This window comes from Herminiimonas sp. KBW02 (genome assembly GCF_003852535.1).
In the GTDB taxonomy this organism is placed as follows: Bacteria; Pseudomonadota; Gammaproteobacteria; order Burkholderiales; family Burkholderiaceae_D; genus Oxalicibacterium.
In genome coordinates, this window is sequence record NZ_QAJP01000008.1 from 220,974 (window position 1) to 233,315 (window position 12,342).

Below are 12,342 nucleotides of genomic sequence, written 5' to 3' on the forward strand. Positions count from 1 at the left end.
GGGTTGGAATGAGTTAGGGTAAGTTTAACGCGTATGTTCTTGTATCGTAGTCGATACGTTGGCCGAGCGTTTACCCATATTGTTGAATATGTTTTTAATCTTGCGTGCCACTTGCTGCAGTCTGGCGTCATTTTGCTGCTCCGGCACCGGCTCACGCAAGGCCTTCTGCAAGGCAAATACGCTTTGCGGACGTTCCAGCGGATCCACCATCAGGCTCCAGCGGATGACCTTGATCAGGTCGGATGAATACACGCCTTCCAGCTTATTGAAGTGGCCATCCATCTTGTCATTCAGCTTGCGCTGGTCTGCCGGTTGCGGCGGCGCGCCCACCATGCAGGCAAACATCGACGCACCTATGCTGTAGATGTCGGTCCATGGTCCGAGGTTGCCGTTCTTTACGTATAGTTCCGGCGCTGCAAAACCCGGTGTGTACATCGGATACAACTTGGGCATATCGGATTGCAGCGTCTGGCGTGCTGCACCGAAATCCAGCAGGATGGGCGTGCCGTCTACACGCAGATAAATGTTGGCCGGCTTCAAATCCAGATGCAGCAATTTATTCGTATGAACTTCGCGCAAACCGTTCATCACGTGGCTGAACATCTTGCGAATGAAGCGTTCCGATACCAGCGGTTTCTCGCCCTTGTCGCGGCGGCGCAGGATGTGATCCTGCAAGGAGCGGCCAGACTCGTAACCCATCACCATATACACAGTTTCATTGGCGCGGAAGAAGTTGGTCACGCTCACCACGTTCGGGTGTGCGATACGTGCCAGCGCACGGCCTTCTTCAAAGAAGCATTTCAGGCCGATACGGAAGACCGGCAGATTTTCCGGCGAAATCGCAGGAACCAGTTCACCCGGCTGGCGCAGCGCCAGTGAGCTCGGCAGGTATTCCTTGATGGCGACTGCATTGCCATCCTCATCGTAGGCCAGATAGACAATACTGAACCCGCCAGACGCAATCTTCTTTACAATGCGATATCCAGCGATTTCCAAACCATCCGGCAACGGGGCATTGTTTTGCGCAGCCATGTCGTCCTATAAATAATGTCAAGCGAGCCTGGGAAATACAGCACGGCAAAAGCGAGGCAGCACCACGGCTCGCCCCTTTTACGGCTACCGGTATCCGGCAACCTTGTTCGTTGTGGATTGTGTGGACAAATCGCCGCTTTGTAAAGAAAAACGAGGAACTCATTTTGACCATTTGCAGCATGACCGGCTATGCCGTCACCACCCATGAGACCAGCAGTGGCACCCTGACCATAGAAGTCAAAAGCGTCAACTCGCGCTTCCTTGATTTGCAGTTCCGTATTAACGACGATTTACGTGCACTGGAACCTGTGTTGCGCGAAGCCATCATGGCACGCCTCACCCGCGGCAAAGTCGAATGCCGCCTGAGCTTCGGCCGCAAAGTCGCAAACGGCGCCACACAGGCGCTGAACCAGGGTGCACTGGACGCTGTGACTACCCTGCAAGCCGAAATACGCCGTCGCTTCACCGATGCCGCACCACTCTCGGTCCATGAATTACTGCGCTGGCCCGGCGTCATCGAAGAAGCCGAGATGAGCCAGGAAACCCTGCAGGCGGACGCTGCCGCAGCGATGCAAACCACCATGAACGCTTTCGTGGAAAGCCGCGAACGTGAAGGCCATGCATTGCAAACCATGCTGTTGTCACGTGTGGACGATATGGAAGCCATCGTGCAAAAGATTACGCCGCTCATGCCGCAAGTCGTTGCCCAGTTCCAGCAAAAAGCCACCGAACGCATGATGGAAGCGCTGGGTCTGGCTGCCGGTAATGGCAGCGGCAGCGCACAAGCCAGCGTCACACGCGAAGAAGCGCTGGATCGTATCCGTCAGGAAGTCACGCTTTATGGCATTCGCGTCGACGTAGCCGAAGAGTTGACCCGTCTGGCCGCGCACCTGAGCGAAACCCGCGCCATCCTGAAAAAAGGTGGGCAGGTCGGCAAGCGCCTGGATTTCATGATGCAGGAACTGAACCGCGAAGCCAATACGGTCGGCTCCAAGGCCGCAGTCAAAGAGCTGTCTGATGCGTCGATGGCGATGAAACTGCTGATCGAACAAATGCGTGAACAGGTACAAAATCTGGAGTAATTCCGCAGGCAGCGGCGCTACAATCGCACATCAGCGATAGTCATTTTCATATTCAACCATTCATCAAGGACACCGATGTCTGAGCAAGTCCATTCTTCCGGCAGCCTGTTTTTAGTCGTTGCTCCGTCTGGCGCGGGCAAATCCAGCCTGGTCAATGCCCTGCTGCAACAGGAACCGGCCATCAAACTGTCGATTTCCTACACCACCCGCCCGCCTCGTCCCGGCGAACAGCATGGCCGCGAATATTTCTTTACGACACCAGATGACTTCCTGGTACGCCGCCAGGCCAATGAATTCCTGGAATCGGCTGAAGTTTTTGGCAACTATTACGGCACCTCCCGCATACAAATTGCCGATCAGATCGCCGCTGGTACCGATGTATTGCTGGAAATTGACTGGCAAGGCGCGCAACAGGTCAAAAAGCAATTCCCGCACGCCGTCGGCATTTTTATCCTGCCACCATCGATAGCCGCACTGGAAGAACGCCTGAAAAAGCGCGGGCAGGACGAAGATCACGTCATTACCCGTCGTATCCTGGCTGCGGGCGGTGAAATCGCGCACGCTTCCGAGTTCGAATATGTTATTATCAATCAAGACTTTACCGTTGCTTTAGCAGAGTTGAGCGCAATCGTAAAAGCCGCTCGTTGTCGCTTTGCACAACAGTCAACTCGCAACGCATCCCTGTTCGCCCAATTGGGCATTCATGCCAATTTAAGCTGATATCGAATTTTTAGGAGTACGTATGGCCCGCATTACTATTGAAGATTGTCTCAAACAAGTTCCTAACCGTTTTCAACTGACCCTCGCTGCGACCTATCGTGCACGTCAGTTGTTGCAAGGCCACACACCTAAAGTCGATGCCAAAGACAAGCCAACCGTCATCGCCCTGCGCGAAATCGCTGCTGGCCATGTCGGCCTTGAAATGTTGAAAAAAGTCCCTAGCTAATAATCTCTGGCTAACCGCGATGCGGCTGATAGACTATCAGTATGAACCTGACACCTACAGATTCAACAGCATCCATCGCTTCAACTAACCGAGCGGTTCCTGATCGCTCGGCCAAAATGCCTCAAAAGAAAACCGCATCCGCCTCCACACCAGCACCTGTCGCTGGTGTCGCATCAGTCACGCAACTCACGACCAGACTTGCCGAGTACCTGACGCCTTCCGAACTGAAGAAGGTCAAGGAAGCTTATCGCTTCTCGGACGAGGCACACCTGGGTCAGATGCGCATGTCGGGCGAGCCTTACATCTCGCACCCGATCGCTGTCGCGGAAATCTGCGCCGACTGGAAGCTGGATGCACAAGCCATCATGGCAGCGCTGCTGCACGATGTGATGGAAGACCAGGATGTCCGCAAGGATGAGCTGATCGAACGCTTCGGCGCACCGGTCGCGAATCTGGTCGATGGTCTGTCCAAGCTGGAAAAAATCGAATTCCAAAGCCAGGTAGAAGCACAGGCGGAAAACTTCCGCAAAATGCTGCTGGCGATGGCGCGCGATGTGCGCGTCATCCTCGTCAAACTGGCCGACCGCCTGCACAATATGCGCACGCTCGGCTCGATGGCACCGGTCAAGAAACGTCGTATCGCACGCGAAACGATGGAAGTCTATGTGCCGATTGCACATAGACTCGGCCTCAATAATATTTATCGCGAATTGCAGGATCTCGCCTTCTCGCACTTGTATCCGATGCGTTATAAAACGCTGGCCAAGGCAGTCAAGGCGGCGCGCGGCAATCGTCGCGAAGTGGTCAGCAAAATCCTCGAGTCGGTCAATAACACGCTGGATGCCACCGGCATCCCGGCGCAAGTCTATGGCCGCGAAAAAACCTTGTACGGTATCTATACCAAGATGCTGAACAAGCGTCTGTCCTTTTCGCAAGTGCTGGATATCTACGGCTTCCGTGTGGTGGTCGACAGCTTTGCGAATTGCTATGTCGCGCTGGGCACCCTGCATGCGCTGTTCAAACCGATGCCGGGCAAGTTCAAAGACTACATCGCCATTCCTAAACTGAATGGCTACCAGTCGCTGCACACTACACTGATCGGTCCTTACGGTACGCCGATTGAATTCCAGATCCGCACCCAGGACATGCATCGCGTCGCGGAATCCGGCGTGGCTGCGCACTGGTTGTACAAAGACGATGAAGGCAGTCTGTCCGACCTGCAGCAACGTACGCATGCATGGCTGCAATCCTTGCTCGACATCCAGAAACAGACTGGCGACTCCGCCGAGTTCCTGGAACACGTCAAGGTCGATCTGTTCCCTGACTCGGTGTATGTGTTCACGCCGAAATCAAAAATCATCGCGTTGCCACGCGGTGCGACGGCGCTCGATTTTGCATATACGATTCACACCGACATCGGTGACCAGACCATCGCCGTCAAAATCAATCTGGAACAGGTACCGCTGCGCACCGAATTGCGCAACGGCGACATCGTCGAAATTATTACTTCGCCGACCTCGCGCCCGAATCCGAACTGGCTGGGCTTCGTACGTACCGGCAAGGCACGCTCGGCGATACGTCATCACCTGCGCACCATCAACCTTACGGAATCGATAGAACTGGGACGTCGCCTGCTGTCACAAGCACTGGTGACCCTGAACCTGGATCCCGAACTGCCGGCACCGGTAGCAGAACGTCTGCTGAATGAATCGAGCGCGAAATCGCTGGACGATTTGTATGCCGACATCGGCGTCGGCAAACGCATGGCCGCACTGGTGGCGCGTCATATCCTCGGCATGGTCGAGAACGATCAATTGGTACCGCGCCCACAGATCGACGCCAACGGCGAAGTACTGCCGAAGAAAATCGATCCTGTCGTCATCTACGGCAGCGAAGGTATATCGGTACAACTGGCTTCATGTTGCCAGCCTATCCCGGGTGACACCATCATCGGGCAGATGAAACGTGATCAGGGACTGACCATACACACGCATGATTGCGACGTCGCCAGAAGGCAGCATTCCAAAGAACCGGATCGCTGGATCGACGTAGTCTGGGGTTCGGATATCGATCGCCGTTTCGACTGCAGCATCACACTGCTGGCACGCAATGAAAAAGGCATACTCGCACGCGTCGCTGCCGAGATCGGCGAGTCCGACTCGAACATCACGCATGTCGGCATGGATGAAGACAAGGATCACATGATCACCTACCTGCACTTCACGGTACAGGTCGAAGATCGCGTGCATCTGGCGCGCCTGATGCGCAATCTGCGCAGCATCCCGGGCGTTACCCGTTTGTTGCGCGACAAAGGCTAAGTAGTCTTAGCCTTCCGCGTTTTACTCCCTGCTTACTTCTGCTTCATTTCTGATCTGGCCTCACTGCGGGGCCGGATAGCTTACTTCCAATATCAATAATTCTTCCAGGCCGCCTGGTGTTTTCAGGATCACGGTATCGCCTTCGCGCGCCTTGGTCAGTGCGCGCGCAACCGGCGATATCCAGCTGATCTTGCCATTCAAGGGGTCCAGTTCATCGATGCCGAGTATGGTGACGGTCTGTTCTTCACCTGCCTGCGTTTCGTAGCGTACGGTCGCGCCGAAGAATATCTGATCGCTGCCGTGATGGATGCTTGGGTCCACGACTTCGGCCAGATCCAGGCGTTTGGTGAGAAAGCGTATACGGCCATCTATCTGGCGCAGGCGGCGCTTGCCATAAATGTAGTCGCCATTTTCTGAACGATCACCATTCGACGCCGCCCAGGAAACGATTTGCACGACCTCTGGGCGGTCTACATCGATCAGCTTCAGCAGTTCAGTTTTCATGCGCAGATGCCCCTGTGGCGTCATGTAATTTTTCGAGCCGGCAGGAATCGGCGGCGCACTGTTGTCGCCATCATCATCGTTGTCGTTGGTATTTGCTGGATTCGTCATGCCGCTATTCTAACGTCATGCGCGACGACAAGTCGTACGACTGCATGGCGATATCGTGAACGGAAGGAAAACGAGAGGAACGTGCGGAGGAAGAATCAGACAGAAGCGATCAGCAAAAAATCAGACGCAACCAGATACGTTATTGCTCCACTCAAATGCAGTCAATTGCAAGGCGTACAGATCCTCTATCGACAACTCTAGCTTCTGCAAGGTAGGAATCAGCAAGGCGCCAGTCTTTTCTATTTGCTCTATGTATTCGGCCAGCTTCAGCAAATCACCGTAAAAACCCTTGCGATATAGCAAGGCGTCGGTCACCTCGTCCACGACCGAAACCTGATCCAGGATTTCTTCCATCGACTGGCCAAACAAGGTATCCATCAGCGACATGATGCCGACGGTGAAAGCCGTATCCGCCATCGAACGATTATCCGGGCGCAGCTTCTCGGTAATCAGTTCGAGTAATTTGCCGCGTGTGGTCGCCAATTGCAGCAAGGGCGACGTGAAGTGACTACCTTTGTTATGTTCGGCGTACAGGATGATCTGCAGCCAGCGCTGCAGTTGACGACGACCGAGTACGGTCAGCGCTTGTCCCAGCGAATCTATGCGCTGTGTGACGCCAACACCGGGCGTATTGGCCAGGCGCAGCAAAGTCAGCACCAGCGAAGCATCTTTCTTGATATTGCGTTCGATTTCCGCGGTCTCTGCATCCGCCATGATGAGCGCCATCAATTGCATGATCGCGATTTGTGACGGTGCGAGTTTTTTACCGGAAAGAATGACCGGACGCGCAAAGTAGTAACCCTGAAAATAATGGAAACCGAGCTCCAGGCAGGACTGGAATTGCTCGACTGTTTCCACTTTTTCCGCCAGCAAGAGCTTGCCCTCATGACGGAAATGATCCGCCAGTTTGGCTAACTCGCTGTAGCTCATGGCAGTGATATCGATCTTGATGATCTTGATCAGCGGTAGCAAATTTCTCAATTCTTCCGAATGCGAGATGACGTCGTCCAGCGCAAATGTAAAACCCTGTTCGACCAATATAGCCACACGCTCTACCAGCTCATGCGTGATCTCTACCGTTTCCAGAATTTCCAGCACGACCTTGTCGCTCGGCAGGAAGTTTACAAAATCACACATCAACACAGCGGCATCGACGTTGAAGAAACCCAGCGAGTTGCCGATGACGTTGCTTATCCCCAGCTCGGATGCATGTGCGATCACCGAAGCGGTCGCGGCCAGATCATCCACTACATTGGCAGGGCCGGATGAGGCGCGACGGAACAAAAGTTCATACGCAACCAGATCCTGCTCATTGTTCAATATAGGTTGTCGCGCCAGGAAAAACTCCTTTACGCGGGGATGGTTATCAGGCAAATGCTGATTGAGGTTGGTGATCATCAAGATTGTTGTCTCTGTCTATTAAGCAGAACGCGTAGATCAACCAAGGCACGTCCCTGTCAAATCTTGAGAAATATCCGCCATGCACCAGCATCGCAGCATTTACATATGATCAAACATTCAGTACATCCAGACGATATCTGCATTCTTATTCTTTAGACGATACCGCATGGATAGATGGTGTCTCACCACAGACTGCGAGTCATCAAACGAACCGGCAATTTGTAGCTGCTGCTGCAAATCTATTCAGGCCATTATTCCGTTAATATTTCCATCACGCAAGCCTTCCGTTTCTCTTGTGTTTTCTATATTACAAAAACAGAAATGTCTGTGGTTTTTCGGTGCAACAACTTCTCCCTGCCTTTATACCCGCCGCGTGCCCGTATTTGTCGCCACGGTTTGCCCTGATTCCAGCGTAAAACCAGCGCCCTCGTCACCGCCCAGGACTTTGACCAGATACGGCATCAGCTCGCGCAGCATCGGTTCCAGCGTCCATGGCGGGTTGTGCACAAACATACCACTGCTATGCAAACCGAAGCCGTCCGGCGATGGTGTCGTCACAGACAATGTGACATTCAGCCAGCCATTTGCGCTCAGGCGTTTCAACTTATCCGGCATCTGACGTGATTCAAGACGGTTCAGTACCGGATACCAGACTGCATAAGTGCCCGTCGCGAAACGCGTCAACGCATCGGAAACAGTTTGCACCACGGTGCGGTAATCAGTCTTGTCTTCATACGGTGGATCGATCAGCACCAGGCCACGGCGCGATGGCGGCGGCAGCAGCGCTTTCAGGCCCTGGAAACCGTTTGCCCGCTCTATCATGATGCGTTTGCCACGCACGGTCGGACGCTTGCCCTGCTCCGCAGCATGCGCTTCCAGCTTGCGGAAATTGTCTGCCAACAGCTTGCTGTCTGCCGGATGCAGTTCAAACAGACGCAATCTGTCCTGTTCACGCATGACGGCATCCGCACAGTAAGGCGAACCCGGGTAGTAGCGCAGCTTGCCGCTAGGATTCAGCGCTTTGATGACTTGCACATAATCGGCCAGCGGCTCAGGCAAATCCTTGCGATCCCAGAGCTTGGAAATACCGGTTTCGAACTCAGCATTTTTAGCGGCGTAATTGCCATCAAGTGCATATACACCTGCACCCGAATGGGTATCGATGTACATATACGGCGTGTCTTTTTGATTCAGATATTTCAGCAACTGAATCTGAACCAGATGCTTGAGTACATCGGCGTGATTGCCTGCATGAAAGGCATGACGGTAACTCAACATAGGGAATGTCTATCTTGGCAAGAATATGGGAGGAAAGCCGCGCAATGCAGACTGCGCAGCCCCGTAATACGCCATTCTAACAATTACCGGCTTGAATACATACGATTACCGCACCTGCAGCCCTCGCACGCCCTGCAGTTCCCGGCTTCAGCATGAAAAAACGGGTACAGCGCCCCAGCCCTGTACCCGTTTTGCTTAGGTTGACTCAGCAGCTCAGGCTGCCTGCTCCTGCTGCGCAACTTCTGCACGCAAGGTACGAGCTGCCAGCACCATGTTTTCCAGAGCTGCAGTGGTTTCCGGCCAGCCCCGCGTTTTCAGCCCGCAATCCGGATTCACCCACAGCCGCTGATCAGGAATCACGCCACGCGCCTTGCGTAACAGGCGCTGCATTTCTTCCACTTTAGGTACACGTGGCGAATGGATATCGTAGACGCCGGGGCCTATGTCATTCGGATAGGCAAACTCGCCGAAACCGTCCAGCAACTCCATGTCCGAACGCGAAGTTTCGATGGTGATGACATCGGCATCCATCGCCGCGATCCACGGCAGGATGTCGTTGAATTCCGAATAACACATATGGGTATGGATCTGCGTGTCGTCCTGTACGCCGGACGCAGTGATGCGGAAAGCCTTCACAGCCCAATCCAGATAGTGCGGCCAGTCGGCTGCTTTCAGCGGCAAGCCTTCACGGAATGCAGGTTCATCAATCTGGATCATGCCGATACCGGCCTTTTCCAGATCAATCACTTCATCACGCAAGGCCAATGCAATTTGCAAAGCAGTCTGGTCACGTGCCTGATCGTCACGCACAAAAGACCATTGCAACATGGTGACCGGTCCAGTCAGCATCCCTTTCATCGGCTTGGCCGTCAGGCTCTGCGCGAATTCACTCCAGCCCACGGTCATGGCTTCCGGCCTATACACATCGCCATAGATAAATGGCGGCTTGACGCAGCGTGAACCATAGCTTTGTACCCAGCCGTTCGCAGTGAAGGCATAGCCCCATAGCTGTTCACCAAAGTACTCAACCATATCGTTGCGCTCCGGCTCGCCGTGCACCAGCACGTCCAGGCCGATTTCTTCCTGCTTCTGCACCACCAGACGCACTTCTTCACGCATGCAGTTGAGGTAATCCAGATGCCCCATCTCACCGCGCTTGTACTGCGCACGTGCCTGACGGATATCTGTCGTTTGCGGGAAGGAACCGATATTCGTGGTCGGAAACGCAGGCAGATTAAAACGCGCTTGCTGCCTGACGATGCGGTCGGCAAATACTTGATTGCGATTAACCGAAATGCCATCAATCTGACTCAGGCGTTTCTGCACCAAAGGATTATGTATGCGCGGCGATACCTTGCGTGCGGCGAATGCCAGGGCAGCGGCAGTGAATTGCGCACTCACTGCTTGCGTTTCACCATTCAAAGCACGTTTGAGTGCAGTAACTTCCGATACCTTTTGCGTTGCGAACGCCAGCCATCCTTTGAGTTCTGCATCCAGCTTATTCTCGTGCGCCAGATCGACAGGTACGTGCAACAGGGAGCAGCTTGCACTGACCCACAGACGTTCGCCCAGAACAGCATGCAACGGCGCTAACAGGGCCAGCACACTATCCAGATCGGCACGCCAGATATTGCGACCATCCACCACGCCAGCTGACAGCACGCGATCTTGCGGCCAGTCTTGCAGGAATGCTGGCAACTGGCCGACACCCCGTACCAGATCCAGATGCACGCCAGCTACCGGCAAGTCACGCAACAAGGCGCTGTGCTCACGCACCTGGTCGAAGTAGGTAGCCAGCAATAGCTTGGGCGCGACCGGCGACAAAGCCTGATACGTCGGCGCAAACGCAGCACACCATGCAGCGTCCAGTTCCAGTGCCAGGATAGGTTCATCAATTTGCACCCATTCGACACCAGCCTCCTGCAAGCGTTGCAGTACGCGTTGATAGCCAGCGATCACCTTAGGTAAGAAATCGAGTTTGTGCGCGACACCGGATTTGATTTTGCCGAGATACAGCAAGCTCAGTGGGCCGACCAGCGTGACCTTGGTCGCATGACCGAGAGCGATTGCTTCTGCATTTTCTTCAAACAGCCAATCCACACCGCCATCGAAACTGATATCAGCCGTGAATTCAGGTACCAGGTAGTGATAATTGGTGTCGAACCACTTGGTCATCTCCATCGCGAAGTGCTCAGGATTGCCGCGCGCCAGCGTGAAGTAGTCAGCCAGCGTCAGCTTCTTCGGATCGAATTTGAAACGGGTAGGTACAGCCCCGAGCAAGGCCAGCGTATTCAAAACCTGGTCATACCAGGCGAAATCACCAACCGACACCACATCCAGCCCGGCGTCCGCCTGTACTGCCCAATGACGCTGGCGCAGGATTTTGCCGGTTTCCTGCAATGCTCCGAGCCCGATATCGCCGCGCCAGTACGATTCGACGGCGAATTTCAATTCGCGCTGGGCTCCGATACGGGGGAAACCCAAAATATGCGCCTTTGCCATGCCCAACTCCGATATAGATTTTTGAAGCTTGCCATGGTGCGCGCAGATGAACTATGATTCAAACGATAATTTTTAAGATTCATCATGAGAAAAATTCATAGTGCAATCCATCCTTGAATTACGCCACCTGAAAACCCTGCTGGCCCTGCGCGAAGCAGGCAATCTGCTGCGTGCGGCCGCCCTGTTAAATGTCACCCAATCTGCTTTATCGCATCAAATCAAGCAGTTGGAAGATCATCATGGCACCACGCTGTTTGAACGCAAGACGACGCCCGTGCGCTTCACACCCGCGGGCGAACGCCTGCTGAAGCTGGCGGACACTGTCTTGCCGCAGGTAGCGGAAACCGAACGCGATCTGGTGCGGCTGGCACAGGGTGCAGCCGGGCAATTGCGCATCGCGGTCGAATGTCACACCTGCTTTGACTGGCTGATGCCGGCCATGGACGTATTTCGCGGACGCTGGCCGGAAGTGGAGCTGGACATCGTCTCCGGCTTCCAGGCCGATCCGGTAGGCTTGCTGTATGAACACCGTGCCGACGTTGCCATCGTGGCAGAGATCGATACTGATGAAAAAGTCGATTACCACGCACTGTTCCGTTTTGAAATCGTCGCGCTGGTCGCACATGACCATCCGCTGGCCGACAAGGAATTCCTGACAGCAGAAGACTTCATCGGCGACACGCTGATTACCTACCCGGTACCGGACGACATGCTGGATGTCGTGCGTCAGGTACTTAAACCAGCGGGCGTTCAAGTCGCGCGTCGCACCACCGAATTGACCGTCGCCATGCTGCAATTGGTCGCCAGCAAACGCGGTATCGCGACCTTGCCGGTGTGGGCGGCACAAAACTATCTGAACCGTGACTACGTCAAAGCCAAGCGCATCACGCATGACGGCCTGACCGGACGACTATATGCCGCGTGCCTGCCCGAGATATCGGACAAGCCCTATCTGGCAGACTTTGTGAGTACCACGCGCGAGAGCTGCTACCTGAATCTGGATAGTGTTGAGTTACTTTGACGGTGCCCCCGCACATGTCTGCACGCTAAGCACTCCCTTTTATCCAAAGCCGCTCCCATAAGAATGGCCTTTTTATGGCAAGCGAAATAACGAGATGATTCTGGCACACAGAAAAATCACTCTCACTATCATTGATCGCTCAATTCTCTG

At 54.3% G+C, this 12,342-nt stretch carries 10 protein-coding genes; 5 read left to right on the top strand and 5 right to left on the bottom strand.

The features are described from left to right. Positions 1–24 precede the first annotated feature (24 nt). Entirely contained in the window at positions 25–1,032 is a 1,008-nt protein-coding gene (locus DBR37_RS14320; protein ID WP_124575158.1) for a serine/threonine-protein kinase, read from the bottom strand. 179 nt (positions 1,033–1,211) lie between these two features. Here DBR37_RS14320 and DBR37_RS14325 point away from each other — a divergent pair, with 179 nt between their 5' ends. The 4 genes from DBR37_RS14325 (at position 1,212) to DBR37_RS14340 (ending at position 5,378) form a co-directional block, all read left to right on the top strand. Then, positions 1,212–2,114, top strand: a complete 903-nt coding sequence (locus DBR37_RS14325; RefSeq protein ID WP_124575414.1) for a YicC/YloC family endoribonuclease — start codon at positions 1,212–1,214, stop codon at positions 2,112–2,114. A 75-nt stretch (positions 2,115–2,189) separates the two neighbouring features. Beyond that, positions 2,190–2,834, top strand: a complete 645-nt coding sequence (gene gmk / locus DBR37_RS14330; RefSeq protein WP_124575159.1) for a guanylate kinase — start codon at positions 2,190–2,192, stop codon at positions 2,832–2,834. Between the two features lie 22 nt (positions 2,835–2,856). Continuing rightward, on the top strand, positions 2,857–3,060 hold the full coding sequence (rpoZ, locus tag DBR37_RS14335) for a DNA-directed RNA polymerase subunit omega (RefSeq protein WP_124575160.1): 204 nt from the start codon (positions 2,857–2,859) through the stop codon (positions 3,058–3,060). Positions 3,061–3,101: 41 nt separating this feature from the next. Then, positions 3,102–5,378: a bifunctional (p)ppGpp synthetase/guanosine-3',5'-bis(diphosphate) 3'-pyrophosphohydrolase gene (locus DBR37_RS14340; protein ID WP_124575161.1), complete on the top strand. Its 2,277-nt coding sequence runs from the start codon at positions 3,102–3,104 to the stop codon at positions 5,376–5,378. Positions 5,379–5,438: 60 nt separating this feature from the next. Here DBR37_RS14340 and greB read toward each other — a convergent pair whose 3' ends face one another. The 4 genes from greB to metE form a co-directional block, all read right to left on the bottom strand. Beyond that, complete coding sequence (greB, locus tag DBR37_RS14345) at positions 5,439–5,990, bottom strand: transcription elongation factor GreB (protein ID WP_124575162.1); 552 nt, start codon at positions 5,988–5,990, stop codon at positions 5,439–5,441. 120 nt (positions 5,991–6,110) lie between these two features. After that, on the bottom strand, positions 6,111–7,388 hold the full coding sequence (locus DBR37_RS14350; RefSeq protein ID WP_124575163.1) for an EAL and HDOD domain-containing protein: 1,278 nt from the start codon (positions 7,386–7,388) through the stop codon (positions 6,111–6,113). A gap of 363 nt (positions 7,389–7,751) precedes the next feature. After that, a complete protein-coding gene (locus DBR37_RS14355; protein ID WP_124575164.1) occupies positions 7,752–8,669 on the bottom strand; it encodes a 23S rRNA (adenine(2030)-N(6))-methyltransferase RlmJ in 918 nt (305 codons plus the stop codon). Positions 8,670–8,882: 213 nt separating this feature from the next. Next, positions 8,883–11,171: a 5-methyltetrahydropteroyltriglutamate--homocysteine S-methyltransferase gene (gene metE / locus DBR37_RS14360; RefSeq protein WP_124575165.1), complete on the bottom strand. Its 2,289-nt coding sequence runs from the start codon at positions 11,169–11,171 to the stop codon at positions 8,883–8,885. A gap of 97 nt (positions 11,172–11,268) precedes the next feature. On the opposite strand from metE, the gene DBR37_RS14365 reads away from it, so the two are divergent. Further along, on the top strand, positions 11,269–12,192 hold the full coding sequence (locus DBR37_RS14365) for a LysR family transcriptional regulator (protein WP_304999920.1): 924 nt from the start codon (positions 11,269–11,271) through the stop codon (positions 12,190–12,192). Positions 12,193–12,342: the final 150 nt, after the last annotated feature.